This window comes from Streptococcus sp. KCJ4932, assembly GCF_004352745.1.
GTDB classification, from domain to species: domain Bacteria; phylum Bacillota; class Bacilli; order Lactobacillales; family Streptococcaceae; genus Streptococcus; species Streptococcus ruminicola.
This window is the reverse complement of sequence record NZ_SJWW01000007.1, coordinates 45,970-64,075: the sequence shown is the minus strand read 5'-3', so window position 1 is coordinate 64,075 and position 18,106 is coordinate 45,970. Positions and strand designations below refer to the sequence as shown.

At 38.2% G+C, this 18,106-nt stretch carries 17 protein-coding genes and 2 tRNA genes; all 19 read left to right on the top strand.

The window, feature by feature from the left end:
* Nucleotides 1-3: 3 nt before the first annotated feature.
* The gene (locus tag E0E02_RS04360) at nucleotides 4-930 is read left to right on the top strand and encodes an aspartate carbamoyltransferase catalytic subunit (protein WP_039696721.1); all 927 of its coding nucleotides are present in this window, start codon (nucleotides 4-6) and stop codon (nucleotides 928-930) included.
* Nucleotides 931-998: 68 nt separating this feature from the next.
* Nucleotides 999-2,087 carry a carbamoyl phosphate synthase small subunit gene (locus E0E02_RS04355; protein ID WP_039696722.1) on the top strand — a complete coding sequence of 363 codons (1,089 nt, stop codon included), beginning with the start codon at nucleotides 999-1,001 and terminating at the stop codon, nucleotides 2,085-2,087.
* Nucleotides 2,088-2,193: 106 nt separating this feature from the next.
* Nucleotides 2,194-5,373: a carbamoyl-phosphate synthase large subunit gene (gene carB / locus E0E02_RS04350; RefSeq protein ID WP_074867897.1), complete on the top strand. Its 3,180-nt coding sequence runs from the start codon at nucleotides 2,194-2,196 to the stop codon at nucleotides 5,371-5,373.
* Between the two features lie 209 nt (nucleotides 5,374-5,582).
* A complete protein-coding gene (locus E0E02_RS04345; RefSeq protein ID WP_133017945.1) occupies nucleotides 5,583-6,788 on the top strand; it encodes an efflux RND transporter periplasmic adaptor subunit in 1,206 nt (401 codons plus the stop codon).
* 14 nt (nucleotides 6,789-6,802) lie between these two features.
* The gene (locus tag E0E02_RS04340) at nucleotides 6,803-7,513 is read left to right on the top strand and encodes an ABC transporter ATP-binding protein (protein WP_133017944.1); all 711 of its coding nucleotides are present in this window, start codon (nucleotides 6,803-6,805) and stop codon (nucleotides 7,511-7,513) included.
* Between the two features lie 12 nt (nucleotides 7,514-7,525).
* Nucleotides 7,526-8,755 carry an ABC transporter permease gene (locus E0E02_RS04335; RefSeq protein ID WP_074563917.1) on the top strand — a complete coding sequence of 410 codons (1,230 nt, stop codon included), beginning with the start codon at nucleotides 7,526-7,528 and terminating at the stop codon, nucleotides 8,753-8,755.
* 86 nt (nucleotides 8,756-8,841) lie between these two features.
* Nucleotides 8,842-9,432 carry a VTT domain-containing protein gene (locus E0E02_RS04330; RefSeq protein WP_074563916.1) on the top strand — a complete coding sequence of 197 codons (591 nt, stop codon included), beginning with the start codon at nucleotides 8,842-8,844 and terminating at the stop codon, nucleotides 9,430-9,432.
* 18 nt (nucleotides 9,433-9,450) lie between these two features.
* The gene (locus E0E02_RS04325) at nucleotides 9,451-10,203 is read left to right on the top strand and encodes a class I SAM-dependent methyltransferase (RefSeq protein WP_133017943.1); all 753 of its coding nucleotides are present in this window, start codon (nucleotides 9,451-9,453) and stop codon (nucleotides 10,201-10,203) included.
* Nucleotides 10,204-10,335: 132 nt separating this feature from the next.
* Nucleotides 10,336-10,608, top strand: coding sequence for a 30S ribosomal protein S16 (rpsP, locus tag E0E02_RS04320; protein ID WP_074563913.1), 273 nt, complete (start codon nucleotides 10,336-10,338; stop codon nucleotides 10,606-10,608).
* A 17-nt stretch (nucleotides 10,609-10,625) separates the two neighbouring features.
* Nucleotides 10,626-10,874 carry a KH domain-containing protein gene (locus tag E0E02_RS04315; protein WP_003065320.1) on the top strand — a complete coding sequence of 83 codons (249 nt, stop codon included), beginning with the start codon at nucleotides 10,626-10,628 and terminating at the stop codon, nucleotides 10,872-10,874.
* A 264-nt stretch (nucleotides 10,875-11,138) separates the two neighbouring features.
* Nucleotides 11,139-11,210: transfer RNA gene (locus tag E0E02_RS04310), tRNA-Gln, on the top strand.
* A 25-nt stretch (nucleotides 11,211-11,235) separates the two neighbouring features.
* Nucleotides 11,236-11,307: transfer RNA gene (locus E0E02_RS04305), tRNA-Glu, on the top strand.
* Nucleotides 11,308-11,392: 85 nt separating this feature from the next.
* Entirely contained in the window at nucleotides 11,393-11,911 is a 519-nt protein-coding gene (gene rimM, locus E0E02_RS04300) for a ribosome maturation factor RimM (RefSeq protein ID WP_133017942.1), read from the top strand.
* Nucleotides 11,901-12,629, top strand: coding sequence for a tRNA (guanosine(37)-N1)-methyltransferase TrmD (trmD, locus tag E0E02_RS04295; protein WP_074602212.1), 729 nt, complete (start codon nucleotides 11,901-11,903; stop codon nucleotides 12,627-12,629). The genes rimM and trmD overlap by 11 nt, the downstream gene beginning before the upstream one ends.
* A gap of 59 nt (nucleotides 12,630-12,688) precedes the next feature.
* On the top strand, nucleotides 12,689-13,201 hold the full coding sequence (locus E0E02_RS04290; protein WP_074964553.1) for a GrpB family protein: 513 nt from the start codon (nucleotides 12,689-12,691) through the stop codon (nucleotides 13,199-13,201).
* Nucleotides 13,202-14,203 carry an NAD(P)/FAD-dependent oxidoreductase gene (locus E0E02_RS04285; RefSeq protein ID WP_133017941.1) on the top strand — a complete coding sequence of 334 codons (1,002 nt, stop codon included), beginning with the start codon at nucleotides 13,202-13,204 and terminating at the stop codon, nucleotides 14,201-14,203.
* A 177-nt stretch (nucleotides 14,204-14,380) separates the two neighbouring features.
* Nucleotides 14,381-15,124, top strand: coding sequence for a DeoR/GlpR family DNA-binding transcription regulator (locus tag E0E02_RS04280; RefSeq protein ID WP_279347008.1), 744 nt, complete (start codon nucleotides 14,381-14,383; stop codon nucleotides 15,122-15,124).
* Nucleotides 15,121-16,032, top strand: coding sequence for a 1-phosphofructokinase (gene pfkB / locus E0E02_RS04275; protein WP_074563908.1), 912 nt, complete (start codon nucleotides 15,121-15,123; stop codon nucleotides 16,030-16,032). Before E0E02_RS04280 ends, pfkB begins: the two co-directional genes overlap by 4 nt.
* Nucleotides 16,029-17,957, top strand: coding sequence for a fructose-specific PTS transporter subunit EIIC (locus E0E02_RS04270; protein WP_074867876.1), 1,929 nt, complete (start codon nucleotides 16,029-16,031; stop codon nucleotides 17,955-17,957). Before pfkB ends, E0E02_RS04270 begins: the two co-directional genes overlap by 4 nt.
* Nucleotides 17,958-18,106 lie beyond the last annotated feature (149 nt).

Here is an 18,106-nt window from a genome sequence, read left to right as displayed (position 1 = left end):
AAAATGGCAATTACAGATGGCGTTGTTTCACTAAAGCATTTGGTAACAATGGAAACATTATCAAATGAAGAAGTGCTAGGTTTGATTAAACGCGGAATTGCGTTTAAGAACAATGAAGCCGACTTTAGTTTGGATAGACAGTATTTTGCAGCTAATCTTTTCTTTGAACCATCAACACGTACACACAAATCTTTCGAAGTCGCAGAAAGAAAACTTGGTTTAGATGTTATCGAATTTGATGCTAAAACAAGTTCAGTCAACAAAGGGGAAACTTTGTATGACACGATTTTGACAATGAGTTCTCTTGGAATTGATATTTGTGTGATTCGCCACTCAATGGAAGATTACTACAAAGAATTAATTGATAGCCGAACAATTCAAACAGCAATCGTTAATGGTGGAGATGGTTCTGGTCAACACCCAAGTCAGTGTTTGCTGGACTTGATGACGATTTATGAAGAGTTTGGTAGTTTTGAAAATCTAAAAGTGGCTATTGTTGGTGACATTACGCATTCACGTGTTGCAAAATCTAACATGCAAATCCTAAAACGTTTAGGAGCAGAGTTGTATTTTGCGGGTCCAGAACAATGGTATTCAAGTGAATTCGATGTGTATGGAAAATACGTGGCTATCGATGAGATTGTTGATCAAGTTGATGTTATGATGATGTTGCGAGTCCAACACGAACGTCATGATAGTGAACGTGGTTTTTCAAAAGAAACTTATCACAAAACATTCGGTCTTACATATGACCGATATGATAAAATGAAGCCTTCTGCCATCATCATGCACCCAGCACCAGTTAATCGTGATGTTGAGATTGCTGATCGCTTGGTAGAAGCACCAAAATCAAGAATTGCTCGACAAATGCAAAATGGTGTGTTTGTCCGCATGGCAATTCTAGAAGCTGTACTTAACGGTAAAGCTTAACAATTATTTTGAAGTGTCTGCTAATAAACGTTAAAGTGCTCCCGTGAGAGCAAACGAGAGGAATAAAAATGGCAAAAAGACTTTTAATTTTAGAAGATGGAACGATTTTTGAAGGGAAGGCTTTTGGAGCTGACCTTGATGTAACTGGTGAGATTGTTTTTAACACTGGTATGACAGGTTACCAAGAATCAATCACAGACCAATCTTACAACGGTCAAATTTTGACTTTTACTTACCCACTTGTTGGTAACTATGGGATTAACCGTGATGACTATGAATCAATTACACCAACTTGTAAAGGTGTTGTCGTATCTGAAAACGCCCGTCGTGCCAATAACTGGCGTAATCAAATGACTTTGGATGAGTTCTTGAAGGCTAAAAATATTCCAGGAATCTCAGGAATTGATACTCGTGCCCTTACAAAAATCATTCGTAAGCATGGTACTATGAAAGCGACTCTTGCAAATGCTGGTGATACGATTGAGCATTTACAAGATCAATTGCGAGCTACAGTGTTGCCAACAAATAACATCGAACAAGTATCAACTAAAACAGCCTATCCAGCACCAGGTGTTGGAAAGAATATTGTTTTGGTGGACTTCGGACTTAAGCATTCTATTCTACGTGAATTTTCAAAACGTAAATGTAATGTGACAGTTGTTCCTTACAACATTTCAGCTGAGGAAATTCTTCACCTTAATCCAGATGGTGTGATGTTGTCAAATGGTCCTGGTAACCCAGAAGATGTTCCAGAAGTTCTAGATATGATTCGTGGCGTACAAGGAAAAATTCCAATTTTTGGTATCTGCATGGGACACCAATTGTTTAGCCTTGCGAATGGTGCTAAAACCTATAAAATGAAATTTGGTCACCGTGGATTTAACCATGCCGTTCGCGAAATTGCAACAGGTCGTATTGATTTTACAAGTCAAAACCACGGTTACGCAGTTGATCGCGACACACTTCCAGATTGCCTTATGGTAACTCACGAAGAAATCAATGATAAATCCGTAGAAGGTGTTCGTCACCGTGATTTTCCAGCTTTCTCAGTGCAATTTCACCCAGACGCTGCGCCTGGTCCACATGATGCAAGTTATCTCTTTGATGATTTCATCGAATTGATTGATGCATTCCAAGCTGAAAAAGCTAATCGTTAAAAAGTCATTCGACATCAAAATCTTGTCGGTAAATTGCAAAATGACTGACAGCAAGGTCATTAACATATTTAAAGTCAATCAGAGAGTTGACAAATAGGAGAAAATAATGCCAAAACGTACAGATATTAAAAAAATTATGGTGATTGGTTCTGGTCCGATTATTATCGGTCAGGCAGCAGAATTTGACTATGCCGGAACACAAGCTTGTTTAGCCCTCAAAGAAGAAGGTTACAGCGTAGTTCTAGTTAACTCAAACCCTGCGACAATCATGACTGATAAAGAGATTGCAGATAAGGTTTACATTGAACCTTTGACAACAGAATTTGTTACTCGTATCCTTCGCAAAGAACGTCCAGATGCTTTGCTTCCAACTTTGGGAGGACAAACTGGTCTTAACATGGCGATGGAATTGTCAAAAGCTGGTATTCTTGATGAACTCGGTGTTGAGTTGTTGGGAACAAAACTATCAGCTATTGACCGAGCAGAAGACCGCGATCTCTTCAAACAGTTGATGGAAGAACTCAACCAACCAATTCCAGAATCTGAAATTGTAAATACTGTTGATGAAGCTGTTGCATTTGCAGAATCAATCGGTTATCCTGTTATCGTTCGTCCAGCCTTCACTCTTGGAGGTACTGGTGGCGGTATGTGTGATAACGAAGAAGAACTTCGCGAAATCGCTGAAAATGGTTTGAAATTATCGCCAGTAACACAATGTTTGATTGAACGTTCTATTGCTGGTTTCAAAGAAATTGAGTATGAAGTTATGCGTGATGCCGCTGACAACGCTCTTGTTGTTTGTAACATGGAAAACTTTGACCCAGTTGGTATCCATACTGGGGACTCAATCGTATTTGCACCAACACAAACTCTTTCAGATATTGAAAACCAAATGTTGCGTGATGCTAGTCTAAGCATCATCCGTGCTCTTAAAATTGAAGGTGGATGTAACGTTCAGCTAGCTCTTGACCCAAATAGTTTCAAATACTATGTTATCGAAGTTAATCCACGTGTGTCACGTTCATCAGCCCTCGCTTCAAAAGCTACTGGTTACCCAATCGCAAAACTAGCTGCTAAAATCGCTGTTGGTTTGACACTTGATGAGATGGTGAACCCAGTAACTGGTACAACATATGCCATGTTTGAACCAGCTCTTGACTATGTGGTTGCTAAAATTCCTCGTTTCCCATTTGATAAGTTTGAAAATGGTGAACGTCGCCTAGGGACACAAATGAAAGCGACAGGTGAGGTTATGGCAATCGGTCGTAACATTGAGGAATCACTTCTTAAAGCTTGTCGCTCACTTGAAATTGGTGTTCATCATAATGAAATGCCAGAGCTCACAAATGTTACTGATGATGAATTAGTTAATAAGATTGTTCGTGCTCAAGACGATCGTCTATTCTACCTTTCTGAAGCAATTCGTCGTGGATACACTATTGAAGAGTTATCAAAATTAACAAAAATTGATCTCTTCTTCCTTGATAAATTGCTCCACATCTTTGAACTTGAACAAGAATTGGCGAGTCATGTCGGAGATGTTGACGTTCTTAAAGAAGCAAAACGTAATGGATTTGCAGACCTTAAGATTGCAGAACTTTGGAACATGACAGCAGATGAAGTTCGTGCCATTCGTACAGAAAACAAAATTATCCCTGTTTACAAGATGGTTGATACATGTGCTGCTGAATTTGAATCAGCAACACCATACTTCTATTCAACATACGAATGGGAAAATGAATCAATCAAGTCAGATAAAGAATCAATTATCGTACTTGGTTCTGGTCCAATCCGTATTGGTCAAGGGGTTGAATTTGACTACGCTACAGTTCACTCTGTAAAAGCTATTCAGGCAGCTGGATATGAAGCTATTATCATGAACTCAAATCCAGAAACAGTATCAACTGACTTCTCAATTTCTGATAAGCTTTACTTTGAACCACTAACGTTTGAAGATGTTATGAACGTTATTGAACTTGAGCAACCTAAAGGTGTCATTGTTCAATTTGGTGGACAAACAGCTATCAACTTGGCTGAGCCACTTTCTAAAGCTGGTGTTACTATTCTTGGTACACAGGTTGCTGACCTTGACCGCGCTGAAGACCGTGATCTCTTTGAACAAGCTTTGAAAGAATTGGATATTCCTCAACCACCAGGACAAACAGCTACCAACGAAGAAGAAGCGGTTGAAGCTGCTCACAAGATTGGTTTCCCAGTTTTGGTTCGTCCATCTTATGTCCTTGGTGGGCGTGCGATGGAAATTGTAGAAAATGAAGATGACCTTCGTTCTTACATGCGTACTGCTGTTAAAGCCAGTCCAGACCATCCGGTTCTTGTCGACTCATATATCGTTGGTCGTGAGTGTGAAGTGGATGCTATTTCAGATGGTAAAGATGTGCTTATTCCAGGTATTATGGAACACATCGAACGCGCTGGTGTTCACTCAGGTGACTCAATGGCTGTTTATCCACCACAGACACTTTCTAAGAAAGTACAAGAAACCATTGCAGACTACACAAAACGTTTGGCAATTGGTTTGAACTGCTACGGTATGATGAACATTCAATTTGTCATCAAAGATGAAACAGTTTATGTTATCGAAGTTAACCCTCGTGCTAGTCGTACAGTTCCTTTCTTATCAAAAGTAACTAACATTCCAATGGCACAAGTTGCAACTAAATTGATTCTTGGACAAAGTCTTGCTGATCTGGGTTATGAAGATGGACTTTACCCAGAATCTGATTATGTGCATGTCAAGGCGCCAGTCTTCTCATTCACAAAACTTGCTAAGGTTGATAGTCTTTTAGGCCCTGAAATGAAATCAACTGGTGAAGTTATGGGTTCTGATTTGACTCTTGAAAAAGCACTTTACAAAGCTTTTGAAGCGTCATATCTTCACTTGCCATCATTTGGTAATGTTGTCTTCACAGTATCTGATGATACTAAAGAAGAAGCTCTTGGCTTGGCAAAACGCTTTGCTAACATTGGCTACAGCATTTTTGCAACACACGGAACAGCTAAGTTCTTTGCTGAACATGGACTTGATTCAACAATCATTGATAAGATTGGTCAGGATGATGACAATGACATTCCTGCACTTGTTCGTACAGGTAAAGTACAAGCGATTGTGAATACAGTTGGTACAAAACGTACACTTGACGAAGATGGTGCGATTATTCGTAGCTCTGCTATTGAACACGGTGTTCCTCTCTTTACCGCGCTCGATACAGTAGATGCTATGATTCGTGTCCTTGAAAGTCGAGGATTTACAACACAAGCCATCTAATTTTAAGTCTAAATATATATTTGAAAAGTCTGAGACAAAATGTCTCAGGCTTTTTTCTCTTACAAACTTGTAAGATTGCAATGCTAAAAAAATTCTATAATATTTGATAAAGATAGTGGTCAGGTTTATTCTTGACAGTAAAATATCAAAAATGTATAATTGTTCTATCTGAGTGATACAACTATACAAGAAAGAATATGAGGATTATTATGTCTAGAAGAAGTAAATCAAGTATGTCAAAAAAAACTAAGGTGATGATTGGTGCAGCGGCAGCGTTCTTTGTTCTTGCAGGTGGAGGCTTAATGCTCGTGCAACAATCAAAAGCAAAAGCTGCGAACGCTGAAGTTTCTTATAAAGCTGTAAAAGTAACAGAAGGAACGGTTTCATCAACAACACTCTTAACGGGACAAGTAAAGGCTCTTCAAGAGCAGTATGTTTATTTTGATAGCAGTAAAGGCAGCTCTGCTAAGGCAACTGTTGCTGTAGGAGATCAAATTACAACTGGTCAACAATTGGTTCAATACGACTCAACCACAGCTCAAGCAACATATGACACAGCCGTTCGTGGTCTTAATAAAGTTGGACGCCAGATTGACCATCTGAAAAAATATGGTAATCTTCCAACAACATCAACAACGACTGATGACGAAACTGGTGAAGAAAAGACAGTTACGCAGCAACCAACTGCTCAACAAACAGAAGATTACAATCAACAATTACAAGACTTGAATGATGCTTACGCAGATGCACAAGCAGAAGTGAATAAAGCGCAACAAGCTTTAAATGAAACAATCATTACTAGCGATGTGTCTGGTACAGTTGTTGAAGTAAATAACGACATTGATCCAGCATCTAAAAATAGTCAAACTCTTGTCCATGTTGCTACTGAAGGTCAACTTCAAGTTAAAGGGACGTTGACAGAGTATGATTTAGCAAATATTAAAACAGGTCAAAATGTTAAAATCAAATCAAAAGTATATCCTGATAAAGAGTGGACAGGTACGATTTCATATATTTCAAATTATCCAAATCAAACAGCCTCTTCTGAATCAAATGGCTCATCAAACAGTGCAGCTTCATATGATTACAAGATTGATTTGACTGGAGACACAGCAAATCTTCAACAAGGCTTTACAGTTTCTGTGGAAGTTGTCAACGAAAATAAAAACAAATTAGTTCCTGTTGATGCTCTTGTATCTGAAGGTGACAAGAAATTTGTTTGGGTTTACGATAAAGCGACTAAGAAAATCAGCAAAGTTGAAGTAGCCGTTGGTAATGCAGATGCTTCTCAACAAGAAATTTTAAGTGGTTTGGAAGTCGGACAAACAGTTATTTCAAACCCTGAAAAATCAATGAAGAATGGTGAGAAAGTAGATAAAGTCACTACTGAAGATGCCGCTACAACAGAAAAATAAGAGGTGAGTAAGTAGTGAAAGATGAGAAAAAAGCATTAATTCAGCTAAGTAATATCGTAAAATCCTATCGTAATGGTGATCAAGAGCTTAATGTCCTCAAAGGAATTGATTTGACAGTCTATGAAGGTGAATTCGTAGCAATTATGGGTCCATCTGGTTCTGGTAAATCAACTCTAATGAACATCATTGGTTTGTTAGACAGACCGACCTCAGGTGATTATAGTTTAAATGGAACACAAGTAGAAGAACTCAAAGAAAAGGAATTAGCCAAAGTTAGAAATCAAGAAATCGGATTTGTTTTTCAACAATTTTTCCTTCTTTCAAAATTGTCTGCTTTGCAAAATGTTGAGCTTCCGCTTGTTTACGCCGGGGTAAATTCGTCAAAACGACGTCAATTAGCTAAGCAGTTCTTGGAAAAAGTTGAGCTCAGCGAACGCATGAAACATTTGCCATCAGAGTTATCAGGTGGTCAAAAACAACGTGTGGCTATTGCGCGTGCCTTGGTGAATAATCCATCAATCATCCTTGCTGATGAGCCAACCGGTGCACTTGATACCAAGACAAGTGACCAAATCATGCAATTATTGACTGAGCTTAATCGTGAAGGAAAAACAATTGTTATGGTTACGCATGAACCTGAAATTGCTGATTTTGCCACACGAAAAATTGTTATTCGCGATGGTGAGATTACGCGAGACACGACAGAAAGTGTCAGAATTGATTAGGGGAGGATTATAATGGAAAATTGGAAATTCGCCCTAAGTTCAATTATGGGGCACAAGATGCGTTCGTTTCTGACGACTTTAGGGGTTATTATTGGTGTAGCTTCAGTCGTGGTTATCATGGCTTTGGGGCAAGGAATGACTAATCAAGTCACTAATATGTTCGCTTCAGACAGCCAAGATGTTCAGCTCTATTACACAACTAAAAAGACTGACGATATTGATGTTTTTGATGATGAAGATCCTAGAGATGCTGATAAAGGACCAGCCATTAAAGAAGAATGGTTGCAAAAAATTACCAGTGAGCTGCCAGATGTTGAAAATTATTATTTAACCAATGGTACAACGTCAACAGTTGAGGGCAATCAGAAAAAGTCAAAAAATGTTAACATAACAGGAGTTAACAGAACCTACTTTACGGTTAAAAAATACAAAGTTCTTGCAGGACGAAGCTTTGAAACTGGCGATTACAGTCGATTCTCCCGCATTGTCATGCTGGATACCAAGCTTGCAGTTAAATTATTTGGTAGCAATGAAAATGCCTTAAACCAACATGTGTCAATTGGTTCAAAAAATTATTTAGTTGTTGGTGTTTATAAAGATCCAAATGCTGGTTCTCAGCAATATGGTATGCAATCTGGCGGTAATGCTGTCATGACCAATACTCAATTAGCTGCAGAGTTTAATGTGGATGAAGTTCAAGCGGCATTTGTCCATGTTGAAGACGTCAAACAAACAACAAAAGTCGGAAAAGAAGCGGCTCGTCTCTTGACGCAGTTGTCAGGGGTGAGAACTGGTCGTTTTACAATCTTCGACATGTCACAAGTTATTTCGCAAGTCAGCTCTGCTTATAGCATGATGACAGCAGTTATTGGTGCTATCGCAGGTATTTCTCTTCTTGTTGGTGGTATTGGGGTTATGAATATCATGTTGGTATCTGTTACCGAGCGTACACGAGAAATTGGTTTACGAAAAGCTCTTGGAGCAACCCGTCAAAAGATTTTGACACAATTTTTGATTGAATCAATGGTATTGACAATTTTAGGTGGTTTAATTGGACTTTGCCTAGCTTCTGGTTTAACAAGCCTTATTGGGAATAGCATTCCAAATGTAAAACCATCAATCTCATTAAACATTGCTTTAGGAAGTCTTATCTTCTCAGCGATAATTGGTGTTATTTTTGGACTTTTGCCGGCTAATAAAGCAAGTAAACTAGATCCGATTGAAGCTCTTCGCTATGAATAGTGAGAAAGTTATAAGAATTCTTGTTTAATAGGAGCAACCCTTGTATAATGGTTTTAAAGTAACAAATAAAAATAAAGGGTGATATGATGTATGGTGCTTTAAAAAAACTGGTTAAATTTCTAGGAATTTTTTCAATTGTTTTAACGGTTCTATTTTTAGTTTATCTGTTTAAGAATTTGGATATTTTAAATGATCCTGATGCCTTAACAAGAGCTCTAAAAGGTCATCTTATTCTCGGAAGTTTCGCCTTTCTTCTTCTACAAATCATTCAAGTTGTTATTCCAATTATTCCTGGGGGAGTGACCACAGTTGTAGGGTTTATGGCTTTTGGACCTATTCTAGGCTTTATCCTAAATTATGTTGGGATAGTAATTGGAAGTATCATTCTATTCTTGTTAACTCGCCGCTATGGCAAACCATTCATCATGCTCTTTATTGATGAGCAAACTTATGCAAAGTATGAGGAAAAGTTAGCTTCATCAACCTACGAAACAGTTTTTGCGCTGAATATGGCTTCACCAATCTCGCCAGCAGACATTTTGGTTATGATTACAGGTTTATCTAAGATGTCTTTTAAACGATTCCTTTACATTATTTTACTTTGCAAGCCGATTTCAATAGTTGCTTTTAGTTACTTCTGGATTTACGGCGGGCAATTTATCAGAAGTTTGCTTTGATTTTGTTATAATAGATATATGACTATTGCAATTACAACGAGTTTAAGGGAAAATGATGATTTATTAAAAAGAGCAAGAATAATCGGAGAGAAGCTTTCTTTGCCTGTCATCAAACGGCAAAAGCAATCAGTAACAAAGCTTTTAAAGGGAAGAGAAGGTCTTCTTCTGGTTTATGATAATAAGCTTTGCCTGGTAAATCAAGATGGTAGTGAACTTGTATTTCATCCAGATACTGCAATGTTACGTATTAAGAGTTCGCATGATGCTTTAGTTGATTTGCTGGGAAAAGAACCTTTGCAAATTCTTGATAGTACGATGGGCTTAGCAAGTGATAGCATTGTCATGGCTTATGCGGGCCACACTGTCACAGCGGTGGAAAGCCACCCAATCATTCATTTTATTGTATCAGAAGGATTACAGCATTATCAGTCTGATTCAGAAGCTTTAAATAAAGCCATGCGTTCAATTCACACGGTTTGTGCGGAGAATTTAGCTTATTTAAAAACATTGCCAGATAATTCTTTTGATGTCATTTACTGTGATCCAATGTTTTCTGAGAGAATTACGGAGTCTAAAAATTTAGATGGCTTACGCCAATATGCTAACGAAACAGCTTTTTCAGAAGAATTTTTGAGAGAAGCAAAGCGCGTGGCAAGAAAGAAAATTATCATTAAAGCTCATTTTAGAGATAAGGTATTTGAAACCTATGGGTTTAAGCAATTTGTGCGACCAAACCAAAAGTTTCATTACGGTGTGATTGAGCTTAATTGATTAATTGAAAAAATTTTAAAAGGTGTCAAGTTTTTTTCTTGACACCTTATCTTTTTATGATATAATAAATTAAGTGAGTTAGTAGCAGAGCTATTAACCTAAACAAAAAAATAGAAAAGAGACTTTATACTAATGGCAGTAAAAATCCGTTTAACTCGTATGGGTTCTAAGAAAAAACCTTTCTACCGTATCAACGTAGCTGATTCACGTGCTCCACGTGACGGTCGTTTCATCGAAACAGTTGGTACTTACAACCCACTTATCGAAGAAAACCAAGTATCACTTAAAGAAGAACGTGTTCTTGAATGGTTGTCTAAAGGTGCTCAACCTTCAGATACAGTTCGTAACATCCTTTCACGTGAAGGCGTTATGAAAAAATTCCACGATTCAAAATTCTCAAAATAATAGAGTAAACTAAGCCTATGGATACCATTGAAAATCTTATTATCGCTATTGTGAAACCTTTGATTTCACAACCAGATAATCTTACCATTAAAATTGAAGATACACCTGAGTTTTTAGAATATCATCTTGATTTGGATGCACAGGACATCGGTCGTGTTATCGGTAAAAAAGGTCGTACCATTACAGCGATAAGATCGATTGTCTATTCGGTACCAACTCAAGGTAAAAAAGTAAGACTTGTTATTGACGAAAAAGGAGAAGAGTAGCAATTAGCTGCCCTTTTTCTTTTTGTTTTTAGAGTTTTGTTTTGACTATTTTTCGGGTAAAAGTTTTTTTTTTGAAAAAAAGTTAAAAAAATTGAAAAAAGGGGTTTTCAAATAGCAGTCTTTATGATAGAATATTTCTTGTGCTGATTTAGGAGATGTAAATCGGCAAGAAACTTTTTCAAAGTCTTGAAAAAAGATTTAAAAAAGTTTCAAAAAACTATTGACAAACAAGTGAAATTGCGATAGAATAGTTTATGTTGTTTATGGGGTATAGCCAAGCGGTAAGGCAAGGGACTTTGACTCCCTCATGCGTTGGTTCGAATCCAGCTACCCCAGTAAACCTCAAAGGTTTTGTTAATATGGTCCGTTGGTCAAGGGGTTAAGACACCGCCTTTTCACGGCGGTAACACGGGTTCGAATCCCGTACGGACTATCTTGATCAGTTGCAGAGTGGCAGCTGGTTTTTTCTTTACTGTTTTTATGGTAAAATGATAAAGACTAAGTTATGTGGAGTTGAAATGAATTACTATAATGTTGGAAAAATTGTCAATACACAAGGTCTTCAAGGTGAGATGCGTGTGTTGTCAGTAACTGATTTTGCTGAAGAACGTTTTAAAAAGGGTTCAAAATTAGCTGTTTTTGATGATAAAGATAATTTCTTGATTGATGTTGAGATTGCTAGTCACCGTAAACAAAAGAATTTTGATATTATCAAGTTTAAAGGCATGTATCATATCAATGATATTGAAAAATACAAAGGGTGCACTTTGAAAGTAGCTGAAGAAAACTTGTCAGAGCTTGAAGACGGTGAATTTTACTATCATGAAATTATCGGGCTTGATGTTTATGAAAACGGCGTTTTAGTCGGACAAGTCAAAGAAATTCTTCAACCTGGCGCAAATGATGTTTGGGTGGTTAAACGTAAAGGTAAACGCGACTTGCTATTACCATACATTCCACCAGTTGTTTTAAATGTCGATGTTGCTGCCAATCGTGTAGATGTGGATATTTTGGAAGGACTTGACGATGAAGATTGATATCTTAACGCTCTTTCCTGAAATGTTTGCGCCTTTAGAATACTCTATTGTCGGGAAAGCTAAGGAAAAAGGGTTGCTTGACATTAACTATCACAATTTCCGTGATAATGCCGAAAAAGCTCGTCATGTTGATGATGAACCATACGGTGGTGGACAAGGAATGCTGCTTCGTGCACAGCCTATTTTTGACACGATTGATAAAATCGATGCGAAGAAACCTCGTGTGATTCTTTTGGATCCAGCGGGTCGCACTTTTGATCAAAGCTATGCTGAAGAATTGGCACAGGAAGATGAGTTGATTTTTATCTGTGGCCACTATGAAGGTTATGATGAACGTATCAAGACTTTGGTAACGGATGAAATCTCACTCGGGGATTTTGTTTTAACGGGTGGTGAATTGGCTGCGATGACGATTGTGGATGCAACGGTTCGCCTAATTCCAAATGTTCTTGGAAAAGAAGCGAGTCACCAAGATGATTCGTTCTCATCTGGTTTGCTCGAGTTCCCACAATACACTCGTCCTTATGACTTCAGAGGTATGAAAGTTCCTGATGTTTTGATGAGTGGTCACCACGAAAATATTCGCAAATGGCGAATTGAACAAAGTCTTCGTAAGACTTTAGAGCGTCGACCGGATTTGTTGGAAGATTATGCTTTTACAAAAGAAGAAGAGGCTATTTTCCGCAAGATTCTCAAAGAGAGAGACGCGCAAGAATAGAATATGTGATATAATAGAGGACATGCAGGCTGTATGTCTCTTTATTTTTGGGAGGTTTTATGCGAACGAAGGAAGTCCTTGTTCTGTCTTATCAGGAAAGTTGGAAAGATGATTTTGAGAAGATTGCCAAAGAGCTTAAAGCTGCTCTAGGTGACTTAATTCTTAAAATAGAACATGTGGGAAGTACTTCTGTTCAAGGGCTTTCGGCAAAGCCAATTATTGACATCGATTTGGTGATTGCTATAGACACAGATTTGTCTGAGGTGATTCAAAAATTAGCAGTGATTGGTTATGTTCATGAGGGAAATTTAGGGATCGAAGGTAGAGAAGCTTTTGCTTACTCAGGCAAAGAGCATCTTCAAGTTCATCATCTTTATGTTTGTCCTGAAAATTCGCCTGAACTGAAGCGTCATCTTGCTTTTCGTGATTATTTACGTAGTCATCCTGAGACTGTTTTGGCTTATGGCGAGGTAAAAGAAAAAGCGGCGAAGCTATTCCCTAAAGATATTGATAAATACATTGCCTATAAATCGTCGATTATCGAAGAAATATACAAGGAGTTGGAAATATAAATGTCAGAAAATCGTGAAATCTATGATATTACTATCATTGGTGGTGGACCTGTTGGTTTGTTTGCAGCCTTTTACGCTGGTTTGCGTGGCGTTTCGGTGAAAATCATTGAAAGTTTATCTGAACTTGGTGGACAACCTGCAGTTCTTTATCCAGAAAAAATGATTTATGACGTTGCTGGTTTTCCTGGAATTACAGCAGCTGATTTGACTGAAAATCTGATCAAGCAACTAGATCGTTTCAAAGATAGCACAGCTATTTGCCTTAAAGAAGAAGTCAAAACATTTGAAAAAGATGGTGATATTTTTACTATCGAAACAAATAAAGGTCAACATTTTTCACGTGCCATCGTGATTGCGTGTGGTAATGGTGCTTTTGCCCCTCGTACACTTGGTTTGGAAGGTGAAGAAGCTTACGCTGACAACAACCTTTTCTACAATGTTCACAAACTTGACCAATTCGCTAGTAAAGATGTGGTCATTTGTGGTGGTGGTGACTCAGCGGTTGACTGGGCGAATCACTTAGATGGCTTAGCTAAAAGTGTAACTATTGTGCACCGTCGAGATGCTTTTCGTGCTCATGAACACAGTGTAGAAGTTTTGAAAGAGTCAAACGTTAACATTTTGACACCTTATGTGCCATTTGAACTTTCTGGTGATGGTCAATTTGTTAAGAGCTTAACTGTTCAAAAAGTGAAATCTGATGAAACTGTTGAATTGCCACTTGACGCTTTGATTGTAAGTTTTGGATTTTCAACATCAAATAAAAACCTTAAAAATTGGAATGTTGATTACAAACGTTCAAGCATTGCGGTGTCACCATTGTTTGAAACAAGTCAAGCAGGTGTTTACGCAATTGGTGATGCGGCTGATTATGAAGGTAAGGTTGATTTGATTGCGACTGGTTTTGGTGAAGCACCAACAGCGATTAATCAAGCTATCAAGTATATCTTCCCTGATCGTGATAACCGTGTTGTTCACTCAACATCATTAATCAACGAATAAAAACAAAAAGCCTTGTAAGAATGTTTCTTACAAGGCTTTTTCTGAAATTCTCGAGAATCTTTTCTGAAAATTGACGGTCTGATAGAAAAATGATAGAATTTGATAGAAAGTGCTTGACATTGACCGGGAATATAGTATAATTCTAACTGTAAACGATTTCAAAAGGAGGTGGCGAGGATTCTAAAGTCTAAACGAAAGCAGTTAATCATGGAAAAACTTTCGCATGATAAGTTTGTTCGGCTAGATGATTTAGTGAGCCTGCTAGATACCTCTGAGTCCACTGTTCGCAGGGATTTAGATGAGCTTGAAAGTGAGCGAAAACTTCACCGAGTACACGGTGGAGCAGAACTTCCTCACTCTCTCCAAGAGGAATTTACCAATCAACAAAAATCTATCAAAAACATTCAAGAAAAAATGCTGGTTGCTAGAAAAGCAGCATCCTTGATTTCAAATGATGATGTTATTTTTGTAGATGCAGGGACAACCAATGAATTGTTGTTAGGCTATTTGAACCAAGACAATTTAACTGTTGTAACCAACTCGATTCACCATGCGGCTAAGTTGGTTGATAAAAACATTCAAACCATTATTATTGGTGGGCATGTTAAGAAATCAACAGATGCTAGCATTGGAGCTGTGGCTTATGAGCAAATTAAGCAGTTGAACTTTGATAAGGCTTTTTTAGGTATCAACGGCATTGATGAGGAGTTTTTAACAACGCCTGATATGGAAGAAGCTGTTATCAAAAGGACTGTGATTGAAAATGCTAGAAAGTCATACATCGTTACAGATTCATCAAAAATCGGTCGGGTATCCTTTGCCAAGGTCGATAAGATTGAGAATGCTACAATTATTACCAATCAATCTAGCGGAGCACTGATGAAAAAAATAAAAGAAAATACGAGGGTAATTGAAGTATGATTTACACAGTAACGCTGAATCCATCAATCGATTTTATCGTACGTTTGGATCATTTAGAACTTGGTAGCGTTAACCGCATGACTAGCGATGACAAATTCGCTGGTGGTAAAGGTATCAATGTTAGTCGTATCTTGCAACGTTTGGATGTCGATAATACAGCAACTGGATTTATCGGTGGATTTACTGGACGTTTTGTTGAAGATGGCTTGACTGCAGAAGGTATCAAAACAAACTTTGTTCAAGTTTCTGAAGATACACGTATCAATGTTAAAATCAAAGCTGGTGAAGAAACAGAAATCAATGGTGCTGGTCCAAAAATTTCAGATGAAAAACTTGAAGAATTAAAAGCAATTCTTGCTGGTCTTTCAAGTGAAGATACTGTTGTTTTTGCAGGTTCAGCTCCAAGTAGCCTTGGTAACCAAGTTTACAACACATTGATTCCAATTGCTAAAAAAGCTGGTGCAGAAGTAGTTTGTGACTTTGAAGGTCAAACACTTTTAGATTCATTAAACTACCAACCACTTTTAGTAAAACCAAATAATCACGAATTAGCAGATATCTTTGGTGTAGAATTGAACGGTCTTGAAGACATCGAAAAATACGCCCGCGAAATTCTTGCAAAAGGTGCTAAAAACGTCATTATTTCAATGGCTGGCGACGGTGCTTTGCTAGTAACACCAGAAGCAGCTTACTTTGCAAAACCAATCAAAGGCACTGTTAAAAATTCTGTTGGTGCTGGAGATTCTATGGTTGCAGGATTTACTGGTGAATACGTGAAATCAGGTGACCCAATCGAAGCTCTTAAATGGGGTGTCGCATGTGGTACAGCAACGACATTCTCAGATGATTTAGCAACAGCTGAATTCATTAAAGAAACATATCAAAAAGTAGAGGTAGAAAAACTATGAAAATTCAAGACTTGCTCAGAAAAGATGTCATGATTCTTGATTTGAAAGCAACTTCAAAAGAAGCTGTTATCGATGAAATGATTACAAGCCTTGTTGAACACGGAGTTGTCACTGACTTTGATACTTTTAAACAAGGTATCATGAACCGTGAAGCACAAACATCAACAGGTTTGGGTGATGGTATTGCTATGCCTCACAGCAAGAACGCCGCTGTTAAAGAAGCAACAGTTCTTTTTGCAAAATCTCAAGCAGGTGTTGATTATGAAGCATTGGATGGTCAACCAACTTACCTTTTCTTCATGATTGCAGCACCAGACGGAGCAAACGATACTCACTTGGCTGCTCTTGCTGAATTGTCAAAATACCTTTTGAAAGATGGTTTTGCTGATAAATTGCGTCACGTCTCAACAGCTGATGAAGTCATCGCAACTTTTGACTCTGCAGAAGAAGATAATAAAGCAAAAGAAGAAGTTAAAGCAGCTCCAGTATCAGATGACAAACCACTTATCGTTGCTGTAACAGCATGTACAACTGGTATTGCACACACTTACATGGCAGAAGAAGCCCTCATCAAACAAGGTGACGAAATGGGTGTCACTGTTCGTGTTGAAACAAATGGTGCATCAGGTGTCGGTAATCGTTTGACAGCTGATGAAATCGCTCGTGCTAAAGGTGTTATTGTTGCTGCAGATAAAGCAGTGGAAATGGCACGTTTTGACGGTAAACCATTGGTATCTCGTCCAGTTGCTGACGGTATCAAGAAAACTGAAGAATTAATTAACATCATCCTTGATGGTAAAGCTGACACTTACAAAGCTGCAGCGGGTTCTTCTACTGAAGAAAAAGAATCAAGTGAAAAACTTAGTCTTGGTGCTGCATTCTACAAACACTTGATGAGTGGTGTTTCTCAAATGTTACCATTCGTTATCGGTGGTGGTATCATGATTGCACTTGCATTCTTGATTGATAACATTTTGGGTGTGCCAAAAGATCAACTTTCTAACTTGGGTACATATCACCAAGCAGCTGCTTACTTCAAAACAATTGGTAATGCTGCCTTTGGATTCATGCTTCCAATCTTGGCAGGTTACATTGCTTACTCAATCGCTGAAAAACCAGGTCTTGTAGCTGGTTTCGTGGCTGGTGCGATTGCTTCAAGCGGTGCTGCTTGGGGTAATCTTGAAGGAACTCCTTCAGGTTTCCTTGGAGCTCTTGTAGGTGGTTTCCTTGCTGGATGGTTAGTTAACCTTGTTAAAAAAGCTTGTGCTGGTTTGCCACGTTCACTTGAAGGTATCAAATCAATCTTGCTTTATCCATTGCTTGGTGTCTTCTTGACAGGTTTTGCAATGTTGTTCGTCAACATTCCAATGGCTGCTATTAACACTGGTTTGAACAACTTCCTTGGAGGTCTTCAAGGTGCATCAGCAGTTCTTCTTGGAGCTATTCTTGGTGGTATGATGGCTATCGATATGGGTGGACCATTTAACAAAGCTGCATATGTTTTTGGTACAGGTACTCTTGCTGCATCAGTAGCGACAGGTGGTTCAGTGGCTATGGCATCAGTTATGGCTGGTGGTATGGTTCCACCACTTGCAGTATTTGTTGCAACTCTTCTTTTCAAAAACAAATTCACTGAAGAAGAACGTAACTCAGGTTTGACAAACATCATCATGGGTCTTTCATTCATCACAGAAGGAGCTATCCCATTTGGTGCTGCTGACCCTGCTCGTGCAATTCCAAGCTTCATGGTTGGTTCTGCTGTAGCTGGTGGTCTTGTCGGAGCATTCGGTATTAAATTGATGGCTCCACACGGTGGTATCTTTGTTATCGCATTGACAAGTGCTCCAATTCTTTACCTTGTCTTTGTTATCATTGGTGCAATCGTAGCAGGTCTTCTCTTCGGAGCCCTTAAAAAAGCAAAATAATTAAAAGTCATTACAATACAAAATTTTATTAATCTAACAAATGAAAAGGATTCCTTCGGGAATTCTTTTTTTGTGTGAAAGTTTTCGTTATAGTTTTAAACTATAACAGATTCTAATTGCATAGTTAAAAACTATAGCAAAGCATAAAA

What these genes read in the sequence shown, in the direction of transcription:
- E0E02_RS04360 (WP_039696721.1), top strand. Translation starts at nt 4, where the DNA reads ATGGCAATTACAGATGGCGTTGTTTCACTAAAGCATTTGGTAACAATG.
- E0E02_RS04355 (WP_039696722.1), top strand. Translation starts at nt 999, where the DNA reads ATGGCAAAAAGACTTTTAATTTTAGAAGATGGAACGATTTTTGAAGGG.
- carB (WP_074867897.1), top strand. Translation starts at nt 2,194, where the DNA reads ATGCCAAAACGTACAGATATTAAAAAAATTATGGTGATTGGTTCTGGT.
- E0E02_RS04345 (WP_133017945.1), top strand. Translation starts at nt 5,583, where the DNA reads ATGTCTAGAAGAAGTAAATCAAGTATGTCAAAAAAAACTAAGGTGATG.
- E0E02_RS04335 (WP_074563917.1), top strand. Translation starts at nt 7,526, where the DNA reads ATGGAAAATTGGAAATTCGCCCTAAGTTCAATTATGGGGCACAAGATG.
- E0E02_RS04330 (WP_074563916.1), top strand. Translation starts at nt 8,842, where the DNA reads ATGTATGGTGCTTTAAAAAAACTGGTTAAATTTCTAGGAATTTTTTCA.
- E0E02_RS04325 (WP_133017943.1), top strand. Translation starts at nt 9,451, where the DNA reads ATGACTATTGCAATTACAACGAGTTTAAGGGAAAATGATGATTTATTA.
- rpsP (WP_074563913.1), top strand. Translation starts at nt 10,336, where the DNA reads ATGGCAGTAAAAATCCGTTTAACTCGTATGGGTTCTAAGAAAAAACCT.
- E0E02_RS04315 (WP_003065320.1), top strand. Translation starts at nt 10,626, where the DNA reads ATGGATACCATTGAAAATCTTATTATCGCTATTGTGAAACCTTTGATT.
- rimM (WP_133017942.1), top strand. Translation starts at nt 11,393, where the DNA reads ATGAATTACTATAATGTTGGAAAAATTGTCAATACACAAGGTCTTCAA.
- trmD (WP_074602212.1), top strand. Translation starts at nt 11,901, where the DNA reads ATGAAGATTGATATCTTAACGCTCTTTCCTGAAATGTTTGCGCCTTTA.
- E0E02_RS04290 (WP_074964553.1), top strand. Translation starts at nt 12,689, where the DNA reads ATGCGAACGAAGGAAGTCCTTGTTCTGTCTTATCAGGAAAGTTGGAAA.
- E0E02_RS04285 (WP_133017941.1), top strand. Translation starts at nt 13,202, where the DNA reads ATGTCAGAAAATCGTGAAATCTATGATATTACTATCATTGGTGGTGGA.
- pfkB (WP_074563908.1), top strand. Translation starts at nt 15,121, where the DNA reads ATGATTTACACAGTAACGCTGAATCCATCAATCGATTTTATCGTACGT.
- E0E02_RS04270 (WP_074867876.1), top strand. Translation starts at nt 16,029, where the DNA reads ATGAAAATTCAAGACTTGCTCAGAAAAGATGTCATGATTCTTGATTTG.